This window comes from Pseudoalteromonas xiamenensis, from assembly GCF_017638925.1.
GTDB classification, from domain to species: Bacteria; Pseudomonadota; Gammaproteobacteria; order Enterobacterales; family Alteromonadaceae; genus Pseudoalteromonas; species Pseudoalteromonas xiamenensis.
Map to the genome: position 1 here is coordinate 2,348,813 of NZ_CP072133.1, position 14,831 is coordinate 2,363,643.

Below are 14,831 nucleotides of genomic sequence, written 5' to 3' on the forward strand. Positions count from 1 at the left end.
GTGCCGCTCTCAACCCGAATTCGTATTTTTGCCAATAACTACCTCCGGCAAGCATGATTCGTGTACAATGCCGCTGTTTATAAAGCGGTGTGTGTTGCACCGAGTTTTAATGGGTTCGCGTTCATGTTGTTGATGATAGATAATTACGATTCATTCACGTATAACTTAGTGCAGTACTTTCAGCGACTCGATCAAGAAGTGGTAGTAAAACGCAACGATGAAATTTCAATTGCGCAAATTAAACAATTAAAGCCAAAACACATCGTTATTTCACCTGGACCTTGCACGCCAAATGAAGCCGGGGTCTCACTCCAAGTCGTGGAGCAATTAAAAGGGCTTTACCCCATTCTCGGTATTTGTCTCGGACATCAGACGATAGCACAAGCACTGGGTGCGAACGTTATTCGCGCAAAAACTGTGATGCACGGCAAAACTTCCATACTACACCACAACCATAAAGGGGTTTTCCACGACTTACCAACGCAATTCAATGTTTGCCGCTATCATTCGCTTGTCGTCGAGCAATCTTCCTTGCCAAGCTCGCTAGAAATGACAGCTTGGACACAGCAAACGGATGGTTCTATTGAGGAAATAATGGGGTTGCTGCACACGGAATTCGCGCTCGAAGGTATGCAATTTCATCCCGAAGCAATCCTGACGGAATATGGTCTGACTCTACTTGATAACTTTATTCGTCGCTTCTAACCTATAATAAGCGTCTACAGAAAATGTGATTTATTAGTAAAATCGGGATAGTATTACGGCAAGTAAGCCAAAAGCATCATTTCTTTTTTAGAGTCACGTAAAGTAATTAGAGGATCCATGAGCCAAGATATCCGCCAGTCAAGGATTGCTCAAGCGTTAGCGCGACGATTTCACGATGTGCTAATTAGCCATAATTTTGCTCAACAGCAAATTGGCTATATTCATACGCTTGATCTCAATTATGGTGAAGATATTCCACAGCGTACGATGTTGGACGTCGAAATTGCTGCGGCGTCAAAACGTCAGGAACTCAATTCAAGCCATTTAAAATACGTCGCGAAAGCCAGCAATCACCTACATCAAGTTATTGAATCGGCAATCGAAAACAAGAAAGAAGACTTAGAACAGCTTTACACCGAAGTGGTTGGAATCCAAGATACGGTGCCCACCATATTAGATATTCTGTCTGTGCGCTCGGCCTCCGTCGGTCGCTTAGAACCACTCGTTAATGATTTAAGTTGGCTTGGACGAGATTTAGTTTCTCTAGTGAACTTGCCGCAATACCGTAAACAGTCAGCCAAAGGGACTGCAGTGAAGGTGGATACACCGGCACTGGCACTTAGGTATCTCGGCTTAGAAAATCTTCAGTTTGTTATTCCAACGTTTGCGATGCGCCATTGGATGCCTCATGCCACCGAGCCATTTCCGTTGTTGAAGCGTAAATTGCGAGACTTATCGATGTCTACTGCAATCGCCGCTAGGCAGTTAGCCGAGCTTGAAGGCGTCAACCCACAACATGCTTTCACTCTTGGCATGTTAATGGACCTTGGGAAAATTGCAGTGACGCGTTTGTATCTGCGAACGTTTGAGCAGGTTTGGCAAAATAAGGTAATGATCGCACGCGAAAAAAACCACAAAGATCTTCACACGGCGCTGCTTGAGCTAAGTCCGGATCCGTTGTTTTTACGAAATCTGTTAATGCACGACAGCATGATTTTGTCGGCAAAATTAATTGAAAAAATGGCCTTTCGTTATTTGCCATTCAACGCGGTCATGGAAGAGTTGGTGGCGATGCGCTCGTCCAACAATGATACTCTCTCAGATCCATTACCTTTGACCCGCATTCTAACCAAAGCGCACGGTTATGCTCAGTATCTGTTACTTAAAGACAGTAATTTGATTGAAGAAGACGAAGCGCAAATGTGGTTTGAGCATTTAGGATTGGATAAATCGTTGCTCGAACACCTAGGAAAGTATAGTTACCATACATTGCAGTTAACTATTTTATAATTTTTTTTACGACTATTCATTCATTTCGCCAAATGTGAACAATACTCCTAAGCCATGGAGTTGTTTGGCGAAAGCTTCTATTCAAATGCCAAATAGTTATTCACTCCGATTGAATAATATGTCTCAACCCCTTTAAAATCAAAGGCTCAACGAATTTTTTGCATGAGACAAAGGGATTTTTTTCTGAAATAATGCACGAACAAAAAATGCGCCAATGCAAATTTGTACAGGTATTTAGACTGCGGATTTGTGAAATAATGCTTAACTGAAAGAGTAATTTATTTGGCGAAAATTAACCAAGAGGAAAGAACATGACAGTCAATCGTGCGTTATTTGATGAAGTAATGGTCCCTAACTATTCACCTTCTGCTGTTATCCCAGTCAGAGGTCAAGGGTCTCGCGTTTGGGATCAGTCAGGTCGAGAGTTTGTCGATTTTGCTGGCGGTATCGCGGTTAACTGTCTTGGACACTGTCACCCAGCCTTGGTTAACGCTTTGAAAGAGCAAGGCGAAAAGATTTGGCATTTATCAAATGTCATGACCAATGAACCAGCTTTGCGTTTAGCGAAAAAATTAGTCGACGCGACATTTGCCGACAAGGTGTATTTCGCGAACTCTGGTGCAGAAGCAAATGAAGCCGCATTGAAATTGGCTCGTCGTTGGGCATTAGACAACTTTGGCGCACACAAGAGTCAAATTATTGCGTTCAATAAAGGCTTTCATGGTCGTACTTTCTTTACGGTTACCGTGGGCGGTCAAGCTGCATATTCTGATGGTTTTGGTCCTAAACCAGGTGACGTTTACCATGTGGATTACAACGATTTAAGTGCAGTAGAAGCACTGATTTCGGACAACACGTGTGCGGTAATGATGGAACCTTTGCAAGGTGAAGGTGGTATCGTTTCACCTGAAGCGGAATTCGTTAAAGGTGTGCGTGAACTATGTGACAAGCACAACGCACTGTTGATTTTTGATGAAGTACAGACTGGTGTTGGTCGTACTGGCGAATTGTATGCGTATCAAGGCGTAGGTGTTACACCTGACATCCTAACTTCGGCAAAAGCGCTTGGTGGTGGTTTCCCGATTGGTGCCATGCTGACAACGACTGCCATTGCGCAGCATTTGAAAGTCGGTACTCACGGTTCAACATACGGCGGTAACCCGTTAGCGTGTGCTGTCGCTGAAGCGGCATTTGATACCGTAAATACGCCTGAAGTATTGGATGGGGTTAAGGCAAAAGCAGAATTGTTTAAGTCTTTACTTAATGACATCAATACAAAATACAACGTATTCAGCGAAATTCGCGGTAAAGGCCTCTTGATCGGTGCGGTGGTTTCTGACGCGTACAAAGGTAAAGCAAAAGACTTTTTAACTACGGGTATTGAAGAAGGCGTGATGAGTTTAGTGGCCGGTGCAGACGTTGTGCGTTTCACCCCATCATTAGTGATCCCTGAAGCGGATATTCGCGAAGGAATGGCTCGCTTTGAAAAAGCAGTAGCGAAAGTGGTTGCTGCAAATTAAGAATTAGGATTAGGGGAGTGCACAGCTCCCCTAAATATATCAATTATTTAAATGGGGAGTAAGCGAGTCTCATGTTAGTTCTTCGCCCAATCCGAGAAAGTGATTTTCCAGCGTTATTAAACATTGCCCATGAATCGGGCCATGGTTTCACCTCGTTACCCGTTCATGAAGAATTGCTGCAAAACAAAATTGCGCGTTCAATGGCTTCATTTGAAAAAGAGGCCGATCATCCGCACGATGAAGGCTATCTCTTCGTACTGGAAGACACAGAAACTGGTGATGTTGTAGGCACGTCTGCTATTGAAGCTGCCGTAGGGTTAGATGATGCGTTTTATCACTACCACCTTTCTAAAGTGATCCATTCGTCACGCACGTTAAACGTTTACAAAGCCGTAGATATTTTAACTTTGTGTAATGATTACACTGGCGCAACTGAATTGTGTACTCTGTTTTTGAGACCGCAATTTCGTCAAAAGTACAACGGCAAATTGCTGTCTAAAGCGCGTTTTATGTTTATCAAACAACATCAAGAACGTTTTGCGGATACCGTGATTGCAGAAATGCGTGGCGTGTCTGATGAGCACGGCAACAGCCCATTTTGGAAATGGTTAGAAGAACACTTTTTCTCGATGGATTTCCCAACAGCCGATTATTTAACTGGTATTGGTCAGAAAGTGTTTATCGCCGAGTTGATGCCTAAGTACCCAATTTACGTGAATCTTTTAAGCAAAGAAGCGCAAGCGGTTGTGGGTGAAGTGCATGACAATACGCGCCCTGCAATTGAACTTTTGAAAAGCGAAGGCTTCACGTTCAACGGCTATGTAGATATCTTCGATGCGAACTCTACCGTGGAGGCTCAGGTCGAAAATATTCGTACCTTACGTGAATCTCAAGTCAAAATAGTCAAAATTGGAAACAACCAAGGTGGTTCCCCATACATGGTCGCTAATGATAAACTTGTCGACTATCGAGCTGCTGTGGTTGAGTTGAGCGTGGATGCAGGTTCTAACGAACTTGTTATTTCGCAAGCAGTGGCTGATGCGCTACTTGTAAAAGAAGGTGACTCTCTCACCATCGCAACCATCTAAGTTAGGGGCGAATTATGACAACACATCCTGCACAGTTTATAAATGGTCAGTGGGAAGCAGGCCAAGGCACAGCATTTAATTCTGTGAATCCCGCGACAAACGAAGTGATTTGGACAGCGAATGCAGCATCTGCAGAGCAAGTCGATATAGCAGTAAAAGCAGCGCGTAATGCGTTCTTTGCGTGGAGCGATCGCCCATTTGAAGAACGTCTGGCTATCGTAAAACGTTTTGCCGAACTATTAAAAGAAAACAGTGAAGCTTTAGCGATTGCAATTGGTAAAGAAACGGGCAAACCAGTATGGGAAACGCGCACTGAAGTTGGTGCAATGGTCGGTAAAATTGCCATTTCTGAAAAAGCGTATCACGAGCGCACGGGCATGGTTGAAAACCCAATGCCGCAAGGAAAAGCATTTATTCGCCACAAGGCGCATGGTGTGGTTGCAGTCTTTGGCCCATATAACTTCCCTGGTCATTTGCCGAATGGACACATTGTCCCTGCATTGCTTGCTGGCAACACGGTGATTTTTAAGCCATCTGAATTAACACCAATGGTTGCAGAAGAAACGTTGAAATTGTGGCAACAAGCTGGTTTACCTGAAGGTGTACTAAACCTTGTACAAGGTGAAGTTGAAACCGGTAAAGCACTTGCATCACATCGTGGTATTGATGGCCTATTTTTCACCGGTTCTTCACGTACCGGTCACTTATTGCATGAGCAATATGCAGGTCAACCGGGCAAGATTCTTGCACTCGAAATGGGTGGAAACAATCCGCTTATCGTAAAAGATGCTTCTGATATTAAAGCGGTTGTTCACGACATAATCCAATCAGCGTTTATCTCAAGTGGTCAACGTTGTACATGTGCTCGCAAGTTGTTCTTACCTGCTGGTGCACAAGGCGATGCGATTCTTGAGCATCTTATCCGTGCAACAAAAGCGATTAAGATTGGTCATTTTGATGCGCAAGAGCAGCCGTTCATGGGATCCATGATTTCAGAACGCGCAGCAGCGGGCATGGTTGCAGCGCAAACACAACTGGTTAGTTTAGGTGCTGAAGTTCTGCTAGAGCTGACTCATCAAGCGGGTACTGGTTTTGTTACGCCTGGTATTATCGAATGTACCAATGTAACGGATTATCCAGATGAAGAGCACTTCGGCCCATTGCTTAAAGTGTTCCGTTACACTGATTTTGATGCTGCAATTGAAAAAGCAAATGATACGTCATTTGGCCTATCTGCGGGTTTACTTGGTGACAACGAAGCCGATTACGACTATTTCTTCCGTCGTATTCGTGCAGGCATCGTAAACTGGAACCGCCCAATTACGGGGGCTTCAAGTGCGGCGCCATTTGGTGGAATCGGTGCATCGGGTAACCACCGTGCCAGTGCGTATTATGCTGCAGATTACTGCGCATTCCCAGTTGCCTCTGTGGAGTTGGAAAAAGTAGAAATTCCAGCGACATTAAGCCCTGGTCTGAACATTGAATAGTGGTTCAGTCTTAAGTACTAAAAAAGCAGCCTAGGCTGCTTTTTTTGTTTTGCTTGGCGCACAAAAGTAGCAATCAAGATCACTTTCTGCTTAAATCAAAGCAAGCGGTATTAATTCTTTTAGGTGGGTAAAACATGGTGCTTGATCAACAAGGATACGACGAATTAGTGATGTATTTAACACACAATTTAGCCTTGTTTGAAAAGCCTGGCGTTGTAAAGCCCGGTGCACCGACGGTGATTGAGCTGATTGAAGATGTCATCGCGGAGCAGGTTATTCGTTTGTGTGAACAACACAACGCACTGTCGACCGAGCAGCGCAGTATGATTGTGCGAGAGGTTGATGGTATTGTTTATGACCTACAAGAAGTGCTTTCCAGTGTGACGGACAAACGCGTCACCGAAGAACAGCGAGCTTTCATTGAAGAGTTTGCTGGACTCGTCAAAAATTTATTTGATTCAGCGGTTTGACCGCAAAAATTCATTTCTTAGGTAAGGTTAAACCGCGCAGTGACTGGCGCGGTTTCTGTTTATAAAAGGTAGAAAAAATGGACGCAGTAGTAAAATGGGTGGAAGGCGATACGTTTATTGGTCGTTCTCATTCAGGTCATAACGTTGTGTTTGATGCGGGCAAAGACAGCGCGACGCCAAGCCCGATGGAAATGGTATTGATGTCTGCTGGCTGCTGTTCATCGGTTGATGTGGTGAGCATTTTGAAAAAAGCCCGTCAAATTGTGCATGGCGTAGAAGTCAAACTCTCCGCGGAGCGAGCAGAAAACGCACCTAGAGTATTTACCAAAATGAATCTACACTTTGTGGTTACTGGGGAAAAGGTTGCTGAAAACCACGTGGCTCGCGCAGTTCAATTGTCAGCAGAAAAATATTGCTCAGTTGCGTTAATGCTTGAAAAAACAGTCGAAATTACACATAGCTTTGAGGTAGTTGAAAGCGTTTAAAAATAACGCTTTTTTGAACGGGCATTTTCGTATAAAATCCGCGAACTTTTGGTTCTGCAAAGCAGATTGACATGTTATAAGGTTGACTTAACGTGAGCAAGCCCTTTAATAAAATCAAACTTCATGGCTTTAATAACTTAACTAAAAGTTTGAGCTTCAGTATTTATGATATTTGCTACGCACAGACAGAGCAGCAACGTCAAGAGTACATCGAGTACATCGATGAACAGTACAGCGCTGACCGTTTAACGGACATTCTGAAAGAAGTAGTTGATATTATCGGTGCAAACATCCTAAATATTGCACGCCAAGACTATGATCCGCAAGGTGCGAGTGTAACGATTTTGGTTTCAGAAGAGCCGGTAGAAAATCGTGATTCGTTTGTGGATGATGAAACACCAGGGCCATTGCCTGGTGCGGTCGTTGCACATTTAGATAAAAGTCACATTTGTGTTCACACGTATCCTGAATCACATCCTCATGATGGCATTTGTACTTTCCGTGCTGACATCGAAGTGTCGACGTGTGGTGTGATTTCACCGCTGAAAGCCTTAAACTTCCTTATCCATAAGTTAGAGTCTGATGTGGTAACGATAGATTACCGTGTTCGTGGTTTTACGCGTGATGTGAATGGTGTTAAGCACTATATCGATCATGAAATTAACTCGATCCAAAACTACATGACGGTAGACACGAAAGAAGCGTACCAAATGATGGACGTGAATGTGTATCAAGAAAACCTGTTCCATACAAAGATGATGTTGAAGAACACAGACTTAAACGCATATCTGTTTGGTGTGACAACGGACGACCTTTCTGCTGATGAAGAGGAAGAAATCCGTCATAAACTGACTCGCGAGATTCAAGAAGTATTCTACGGTCGTAACTTGCCGTATGCGGACTAAGTTACAAAGCGGCTTTTCTGTTTTGTAACAACCAAAAAATAAGCGGCGTTCAGCCGCTTTATTTTTTCCAATAAAAACACGCCAATGGCGTGTTTTTTTGTGATTTCAAGCCTACATTGAGTAAGTAACTGTGACACCCCAAACTCGCGGTTCACCCCACTGAACGTAGTTATGTGTCGTGTAACCATCCAGTGGGTTATTGCCAAATTCAAAGCCGCGTACTGGCACATCTTTATCTAGTGCGTTGCGAATATACGCATTGACGCGCCACGCATTGCGTTGGTAACTCAATCCGGCATTCACTAAGTTGGTATTCGGCGCTTTCGCGTTGTGGCTGTCTGAGAAGAAATATTCGTCTTTACCTTCTACCCCTAAACTCACTTGCCAGTGATCGGCAAAGTCATAGCGACCAGTAAAAGCGTACTGATACTTTGGTGCTTGCGCTTGGTCTCGACCATCTTGGTCAACACCGCTTTGGGTTGTAAATTTGTCTATTTCTGTATCCAAGTAACCTAAGCTATAAGACAAGTTAAAAGGCGCATCAAATTGGTATTGGCCTTCAATTTCCAAACCATAGCTTTTGCCACCATCCGCATTGGCGATGTAGCCCGCAAAGCGTTGATCTTGCACTTTCCAAGCTTTCAACTGCATGTCTTCACGGTGCATGTAAAATGCAGTTAGGCGTAAAGTATGTTTGTTGTCTAGTGAAACACCGCGAACACCAAATTCCGCATTCCACAAATATTCAGGGGCGAAGCTTTGATTTTCAACTGGCAGCGCTAAGCCATCATCCTGAGCTTTGGCCAGTGCTTCACTGTTAATCCCACCGGCTTTAAAGCCTCGAGTTAAACTCGTGTATATCATGGTTTTTGGCAGAACTTGATACTCAAGTGCAATTTTACCACCAACCATCGTGTCATCCGTGGTTGCCGTAAGTTGATAGCTGTCACTGTAGTCTCCTTCATAGCGTTCCACGCGAAGACCTGCGATAAGTCGTGTTTGCTCATCCAGCAGGGTTTCTTTTTGACCATAGATAGCTTGATTGTTCACTTCATAGCGAGAATTGAAGTCAGTAGTGAACCAAGTATATTGACGAACTAAATCGACATCGCGACGCTGTACGATAGCGCCAAGCACCCATTCGTTTTGCTTGCCTGATAAGAACACATCCACAGACGCATCTTGGCGGTCACGCAAATAACGGTCCGTCGAGCTGTAACCATCAGCGTGAAGCCCCGCGACGCAAAGAGTAGGTTTAGTGGCATCTTTACAGACCCAATCCTCGTCGTAGCTATAAACAAGGTCTGCATCAAGACCCGTAACCTTAGATTGCAGATTAAACGCGTCAAACCCCGTGTAGTTAACGGTCCAAGCTGCAGCTTTGCTTTCTTGCGTGTCTTGGCCCGGTTCATCCGCAACACTGGTTCTGGAGTTGTCGAGCGTAAAACCATCATACCCATTATCGATGTCAATGTAGTGAAGCACTAAAGTGCTAGATAGTGCGTCAGTCAGTTGAGTGCTAAACGCCACTCGTGCGGATGCTTCGTCTAAGTCCTGCGTCGGTTTGTCCAAATACACATTATCGACATAGCCATCACTGGTATTTTGGTAGAAACTTGCACGCACAGCCGATGAGTCTGACAATGCGACACCTGCAGCGATACCTGCTTGCCATGCATTGTAGTTACCCGCACCAACTTGGAGCTTTACTGCGTTGTCACTTGGACGCACACCGCTGATTTGTACTACACCCGCTAAGGCATCTGCGCCAAATCGAGTTCCTTGTGGGCCTCGATAAATTTCAAGTTGTTCGGTGTCAAATAAGACACCCGCCCCACCTAGGCCGGAGTAATTTATCCCGTCAATCAGGAGTGCGATGCTTGGATTGATTGGATCGACAAATTGCGAGCGAAGGCCAATACCGCGCATTTGAATGAATTTACCGCGAGACGCCCCCGCAGTGAAATTGATGTTCGCAGCTTGGTTTAGAACGTTTTCTAAATGGGTCGCTCCTCTGTCTTGCATTTCGCTGTCGGTGAAGACGCTTGCGCTTGCAGAGAGTGTGATCAGGCTTTCTTTTTTAAAGTCGCCAGTGACTTCTATAGTCTCTAAATCATTGCTCGATGCCAACGCATTACCGTGGAAAAACGGGAGTAAAGCACACGCAAGTACAGAAAGATTTCTTTTCATAATTCATTCAGTTCCATCATTAGTCTCGCTATTTTAACAAAAGCACACCATGTTAAAAGGCGAGATTGCACAGAAATTGTCACTTTCTGTTATAGAGCAGACCAGTCTATAGATTCAGTGTGGTATAAACGTGTCAAATTTAGCAAAAGGATCAGTTTATGACATTTAAAGTAGAATTGAGCGTGCGTGACTATGAGTGCGACTTGCAAGGGATTGTAAACAATGGGGTGTACTTCAATTATTTGGAACATGCTCGCCATGAATTTTTGCTCGCCAATGGAGTTGATTTTGCCAAGCTCGCAGAAGACAAAATTAATCTTGTAGTGATCCGTGCTGAAATGAATTTTAAAGATTCATTGAAACCAGGGGATCGTTTTGTTGTTGAAGTGGAGCCGACGAGATTGAGTCGACTCAAGTTCGGATTTTTGCAGCGAGTGGTCCGAATGAGTGATGAAAAAGTGATGTTGGATGCACTGATTGTAGGGACATCTGTTAATGAACAGGGTCGTCCGTTTCTTCCTGATGCAGTTGATTCACTTTTTATTCCCTATAAAGGCTGAAAAGCGGCGTAATTGAGCATAAGTACTGGGTCTGGCAAAAAGAGCAGTGTATACTTTACCTAATTTATTATTTGCCATTAGACCATGAAAAGTATCGTTGTTTTTGCTGTTTTTGTCGCATTTCTGTTTGGATTGAGCGGCTGTAGTTCAACCCAAGTTATTTCTGAGAATTCGCTCAAACATACTTCGTGGCAATTGATCAGTTTAAATGGGAAAAAAGCACAATTTTCGGCTCCGGTGAGTCTGAAATTTATCGAAGCCTTGCAAGTGTCTGGCTCTTCAGGTTGTAACCGTTACTTTGGATCTGCATCGTTACAAGAAAATACGTTGCAAGTTGGCAACTTGGGGATGACACGAAAACTGTGTGATGAAGCGAGTAACGCCGTTGAACAACAATTTCTTGCACTATTACAGTCAGGCGTTAAAGCGACATTTATTGAAGGCAAACTGCAATTATCTGGTGAACAGACATTCCTTTTCAAAGCGGTTAAGTAGTTTAAGACGACGCCTTAACCGTTTCATTTGAGCTCATATGTCACGCTCGGTTTGAAAACGCGTTTTTTGATTATGAGAAATTAACGTGTTTTTCGGTTGTACCTTAACCTAATTCTCAGTTAGACTCTTTGGTGTACAATATTTCGTTTACTTGTCGGAGTGCCCTTTTGGGCTGAGATCGCATTTTGCGGGATCCGTGAACCTGATCAGGTTAATACCTGCGTAGGGAACAAGCAGCCAGTCTGTGAAATAAGACTGGCCTTGTGAGCAAATAGCTTCGTGTTGTTAAGGGCTTTTTCCGAAAAGCGTTAATTCGCGAAAAAAGAAGGTGTAACCTTCGCTCGCAAGTAAGATCCAATTAAAGCCAATGAGCTTTATCTCTTCCTGTAGTGGGAAATCTGACAAGACACCTTAAGAGCAATGAGGAAAGTCATGTCAAATTCTACATCTAAGTTAAGCCGCCGCGAGTCGCGCGAGGCAGCCTCTGAATACATTTATAACCTGACGGGACAACCGTTTCCAAACAGTCATAAAGTCTACGTTGACGGTGACCATCCTGGTGTCCGCGTGGGAATGCGCGAAATCACGTTGAATGATTCATTTATTGGTGGTACTGAAGAAAATCCGATTTTTGAAAAGAATGCACCTGTTCGTGTGTACGACACTTCAGGTCCTTATACCGACCCAGAAATGCAAATCGACGTTCGTGTTGGTTTACCAAAGTTTCGTGACACGTGGATAGTATCTCGTGATGACACGGATGAATTAACGTCAGTCACTTCGCACTTCTCACAGCAGCGTCTTGCCGATGAAGGGTTAGATCACATCCGTTTTGAAAACCTACCTAAAATTCGTCGTGCAAAGCCGGGCAAAAATGTGACGCAAATGCATTATGCGCGACAGGGCATCGTGACGCCTGAAATGGAATATGTGGCTATCCGTGAAAATATGGGCCGTGCGAAGTTGCGTGAAGAGTTGCTGGCACAGCAACACAAAGGTGAATCCTATGGGGCTGCTATTCCTGAATTTATAACACCAGAATTTGTGCGTGATGAGATTGCGCGTGGACGAGCAGTTTTACCATGTAACATCAACCATCCTGAGTCAGAGCCGATGATCATCGGTCGCAATTTCTTAGTGAAAGTAAATTCCAATATTGGCAATTCTTCCGTAAGCTCGTCGATTGAAGAAGAAGTTGAAAAATTAGTGTGGTCGACCCGTTGGGGAGCCGATACGGTGATGGATTTATCAACTGGCCGTTATATTCACGAAACACGTGAGTGGATAGTACGTAACTCGCCAGTGCCTATCGGTACAGTTCCTATTTACCAAGCTCTTGAGAAAGTGAACGGAGTGGCAGAAGACTTAACGTGGGAAATTTTTCGAGACACGCTCATTGAACAGGCAGAGCAGGGTGTTGATTATTTTACGATTCATGCGGGCGTGCTACTGCGTTATGTTCCGATGACCGCGAAACGGGTTACAGGGATTGTGTCACGTGGGGGGTCTATCATGGCGAAGTGGTGTTTGGCACACCATAAGGAAAACTTCCTGTACACGCATTTTGAAGACATCTGCCAAATTCTCAAGCAATACGACGTGGCGTTCTCACTAGGGGATGGTTTACGTCCGGGTTCCATTGCGGATGCAAACGACGACGCACAATTCAGTGAACTACGTACGTTGGGTGAACTGACAAAAATTGCTTGGAAACACGATGTTCAAGTCTTTATTGAAGGCCCAGGTCACGTGCCTATGCACATGATCAAAGAGAACATGGAAGAGCAGCTGAAACATTGTGATGAAGCACCATTTTATACTTTAGGCCCGCTCACCACGGATATTGCCCCAGGTTATGATCACTTTACCTCAGGTATTGGCGCGGCCCAAATCGCTTGGTATGGCTGTGCGATGTTGTGTTATGTCACACCAAAAGAACATTTGGGGTTACCAAATAAAGAAGACGTAAAAGAAGGTTTGATTACCTATAAAATTGCTGCGCATGCCGCGGATTTAGCGAAAGGGCATCCGGGGGCGCAAGTTCGTGACAATGCCTTGTCAAAAGCGCGATTTGAATTCCGTTGGCACGACCAATTCAACTTAAGCTTAGATCCAGAACGCGCATTGTCCTATCACGATGAGACATTGCCGCAAGAGTCGGGGAAAGTGGCACATTTCTGCTCAATGTGTGGACCTAAGTTCTGTTCCATGAAGATCACTCAAGATGTACGTGATTTTGCTAAGTCATTGGAAGCTCAAGGTATTGATCCAAATGCCATGGGCGAACACATAGAAATCAAAATGGTGGATGTGGAAGCTGAAATGAAGGCAAAGTCCGTTGAATTTAAAGCATCAGGCTCAGAACTTTACCATAAACCAAACTGATTATTGTGATGCATAGGGTGTGCATAAGCGAGCTGCTTGGCACACCACAATGATTCAAAATCGTAATACGAGGTGATATGGCAAAAGTTGCAATTGTTGGGTTTGGATTAGTAGGCCGTGTGGCAGCGCTCATGTTATCTAAAGCTCACGCATTGACCATTTTTGAGGCCGATGATGAACGTACGCTACAAAGTGTTGGAACACTCGCTGCAGCGATGTTAGCGCCGATGGCAGAATCTGTGATATGCGAAGCTGATCTCGCTCTCAAAGGGTTAGAGTCGATGACATTGTGGCAGACGCTGCTGGCTGAGTTAGATGACACCGTCATGTTCCAACAGCAAGGCACTCTGGTCGTCGCGCACCATCAGGATAAAGGCGATTTGCTGAGTTTTCAGCAGCGACTTAAGCCGCTCAAGGAGCATTCTGTTTCAGTCCTTAATGCGACGCAAATTGGTCAGTTTGAACCTGAACTGACAGGGCGCTTTACACAAGGACTTTTTTTACCTTGTGAAGGACAACTCGATAATCAGGCCTTCTACACAGCAAGTTACCGTGCCTTGCTGAAACAAAATGTTGTATTTCACTTCAATGTCTCAGTATCGATGTGTCAGCAGAGCGTCAATGGTGAGAATTTTGATTGGATAATTGATTGCCGTGGAATTGGAGCAAAAGAAATCATGCAGGACCTTCGTGGGGTGCGTGGCGAAGTTGCACGTGTTTACGCAAAAGATGTATCAATTACGCGGCCTGTAAGGCTGATGCATCCGCGTTATCCTATTTATATCGCCCCTAAACCCAATCATGAGTTCGTGATCGGAGCAACCGAGATTGAATCTCAAGATACAGGACCCGTCACCGTGCGTTCGACCTTAGAGTTGTTGTCTGCGGCATACACTGTACATAGTGGGTTTGCCGAAGGACGGGTATTAGCGCTTCGCTCAGGGTTAAGACCCGCATTTAAAGACAATCGTCCGCGTATTTCTCGATGTGGCAATGTGATTGAAATTAATGGGCTATATCGACATGGTTTTTTACTTGCACCCAGTGTGGTGCGAGAGGCACTTAGCGAGGTTTTGCTATGAAACTCTTATTTAATGGTGATGCAATCGAAGTTTCCGAGGATGCGGTATTACAAGCAGTGGTTGACGCGCAAGGCGCCAAGAAACCTTTCGCAGTCGCGGTTAATGGACAATTTGTGCCGAGGCTCCATGCTTGGCGGGTATGTCCTCAATAATGGTGACAGTATTGACG

General features: G+C 44.5%; 14 protein-coding genes and 1 riboswitch. Of the genes, 13 read left to right on the plus strand and 1 reads right to left on the minus strand.

Annotated features, from left to right (window positions below; translation table 11 throughout):
• Positions 1-123 precede the first annotated feature (123 nt).
• From J5O05_RS11360 to speD, 8 genes are all read left to right on the plus strand, one after another.
• Entirely contained in the window at positions 124-705 is a 582-nt protein-coding gene (locus tag J5O05_RS11360; RefSeq protein ID WP_208844519.1) for an anthranilate synthase component II, read from the plus strand.
• Between the two features lie 117 nt (positions 706-822).
• The gene (locus tag J5O05_RS11365) at positions 823-1,995 is read left to right on the plus strand and encodes an HDOD domain-containing protein (RefSeq protein WP_208842146.1); all 1,173 of its coding nucleotides are present in this window, start codon (positions 823-825) and stop codon (positions 1,993-1,995) included.
• A 311-nt stretch (positions 1,996-2,306) separates the two neighbouring features.
• Entirely contained in the window at positions 2,307-3,515 is a 1,209-nt protein-coding gene (locus tag J5O05_RS11370) for an aspartate aminotransferase family protein (protein ID WP_208842147.1), read from the plus strand.
• A gap of 71 nt (positions 3,516-3,586) precedes the next feature.
• On the plus strand, positions 3,587-4,603 hold the full coding sequence (gene astA, locus J5O05_RS11375) for an arginine N-succinyltransferase (RefSeq protein ID WP_208842148.1): 1,017 nt from the start codon (positions 3,587-3,589) through the stop codon (positions 4,601-4,603).
• A gap of 14 nt (positions 4,604-4,617) precedes the next feature.
• The gene (gene astD / locus J5O05_RS11380) at positions 4,618-6,090 is read left to right on the plus strand and encodes a succinylglutamate-semialdehyde dehydrogenase (protein WP_208842149.1); all 1,473 of its coding nucleotides are present in this window, start codon (positions 4,618-4,620) and stop codon (positions 6,088-6,090) included.
• A 134-nt stretch (positions 6,091-6,224) separates the two neighbouring features.
• Entirely contained in the window at positions 6,225-6,560 is a 336-nt protein-coding gene (locus J5O05_RS11385; protein ID WP_208842150.1) for a DUF3802 family protein, read from the plus strand.
• A gap of 77 nt (positions 6,561-6,637) precedes the next feature.
• On the plus strand, positions 6,638-7,045 hold the full coding sequence (locus J5O05_RS11390) for an OsmC family protein (protein WP_208842151.1): 408 nt from the start codon (positions 6,638-6,640) through the stop codon (positions 7,043-7,045).
• Between the two features lie 92 nt (positions 7,046-7,137).
• Positions 7,138-7,950, plus strand: a complete 813-nt coding sequence (speD, locus tag J5O05_RS11395; RefSeq protein WP_208842152.1) for an adenosylmethionine decarboxylase — start codon at positions 7,138-7,140, stop codon at positions 7,948-7,950.
• A gap of 111 nt (positions 7,951-8,061) precedes the next feature.
• Here speD and J5O05_RS11400 read toward each other — a convergent pair whose 3' ends face one another.
• Positions 8,062-10,140: a TonB-dependent receptor gene (locus J5O05_RS11400; RefSeq protein ID WP_208842153.1), complete on the minus strand. Its 2,079-nt coding sequence runs from the start codon at positions 10,138-10,140 to the stop codon at positions 8,062-8,064.
• Positions 10,141-10,298: 158 nt separating this feature from the next.
• Between J5O05_RS11400 and J5O05_RS11405 the strand changes: the two genes are divergently transcribed.
• From J5O05_RS11405 to thiS, 5 genes are all read left to right on the plus strand, one after another.
• Positions 10,299-10,700 (plus strand): acyl-CoA thioesterase, encoded by a 402-nt coding sequence (locus J5O05_RS11405; protein ID WP_208842154.1) that lies wholly within the window; start codon positions 10,299-10,301, stop codon positions 10,698-10,700.
• A gap of 84 nt (positions 10,701-10,784) precedes the next feature.
• Positions 10,785-11,195 (plus strand): META domain-containing protein, encoded by a 411-nt coding sequence (locus J5O05_RS11410; protein ID WP_208842155.1) that lies wholly within the window; start codon positions 10,785-10,787, stop codon positions 11,193-11,195.
• Between the two features lie 145 nt (positions 11,196-11,340).
• Positions 11,341-11,441: riboswitch (TPP riboswitch) on the plus strand.
• Positions 11,442-11,627: 186 nt separating this feature from the next.
• Entirely contained in the window at positions 11,628-13,580 is a 1,953-nt protein-coding gene (gene thiC, locus J5O05_RS11415; protein ID WP_244369578.1) for a phosphomethylpyrimidine synthase ThiC, read from the plus strand.
• Between the two features lie 77 nt (positions 13,581-13,657).
• Positions 13,658-14,662, plus strand: a complete 1,005-nt coding sequence (locus J5O05_RS11420; protein ID WP_208842156.1) for an FAD-dependent oxidoreductase — start codon at positions 13,658-13,660, stop codon at positions 14,660-14,662.
• Positions 14,659-14,814, plus strand: a complete 156-nt coding sequence (gene thiS / locus J5O05_RS11425) for a sulfur carrier protein ThiS (protein ID WP_341874687.1) — start codon at positions 14,659-14,661, stop codon at positions 14,812-14,814. The genes J5O05_RS11420 and thiS overlap by 4 nt, the downstream gene beginning before the upstream one ends.
• Positions 14,815-14,831 lie beyond the last annotated feature (17 nt).

What these genes read in the sequence shown, in the direction of transcription:
- astA (WP_208842148.1), top strand. Translation starts at nt 3,587, where the DNA reads ATGTTAGTTCTTCGCCCAATCCGAGAAAGTGATTTTCCAGCGTTATTA.
- J5O05_RS11390 (WP_208842151.1), top strand. Translation starts at nt 6,638, where the DNA reads ATGGACGCAGTAGTAAAATGGGTGGAAGGCGATACGTTTATTGGTCGT.
- J5O05_RS11400 (WP_208842153.1), bottom strand. Translation starts at nt 10,140, where the DNA reads ATGAAAAGAAATCTTTCTGTACTTGCGTGTGCTTTACTCCCGTTTTTC.
- J5O05_RS11405 (WP_208842154.1), top strand. Translation starts at nt 10,299, where the DNA reads ATGACATTTAAAGTAGAATTGAGCGTGCGTGACTATGAGTGCGACTTG.
- J5O05_RS11410 (WP_208842155.1), top strand. Translation starts at nt 10,785, where the DNA reads ATGAAAAGTATCGTTGTTTTTGCTGTTTTTGTCGCATTTCTGTTTGGA.
- thiS (WP_341874687.1), top strand. Translation starts at nt 14,659, where the DNA reads ATGAAACTCTTATTTAATGGTGATGCAATCGAAGTTTCCGAGGATGCG.
- J5O05_RS11365 (WP_208842146.1), top strand. Translation starts at nt 823, where the DNA reads ATGAGCCAAGATATCCGCCAGTCAAGGATTGCTCAAGCGTTAGCGCGA.
- J5O05_RS11370 (WP_208842147.1), top strand. Translation starts at nt 2,307, where the DNA reads ATGACAGTCAATCGTGCGTTATTTGATGAAGTAATGGTCCCTAACTAT.
- J5O05_RS11385 (WP_208842150.1), top strand. Translation starts at nt 6,225, where the DNA reads ATGGTGCTTGATCAACAAGGATACGACGAATTAGTGATGTATTTAACA.
- J5O05_RS11360 (WP_208844519.1), top strand. Translation starts at nt 124, where the DNA reads ATGTTGTTGATGATAGATAATTACGATTCATTCACGTATAACTTAGTG.
- J5O05_RS11420 (WP_208842156.1), top strand. Translation starts at nt 13,658, where the DNA reads ATGGCAAAAGTTGCAATTGTTGGGTTTGGATTAGTAGGCCGTGTGGCA.
- astD (WP_208842149.1), top strand. Translation starts at nt 4,618, where the DNA reads ATGACAACACATCCTGCACAGTTTATAAATGGTCAGTGGGAAGCAGGC.
- thiC (WP_244369578.1), top strand. Translation starts at nt 11,628, where the DNA reads ATGTCAAATTCTACATCTAAGTTAAGCCGCCGCGAGTCGCGCGAGGCA.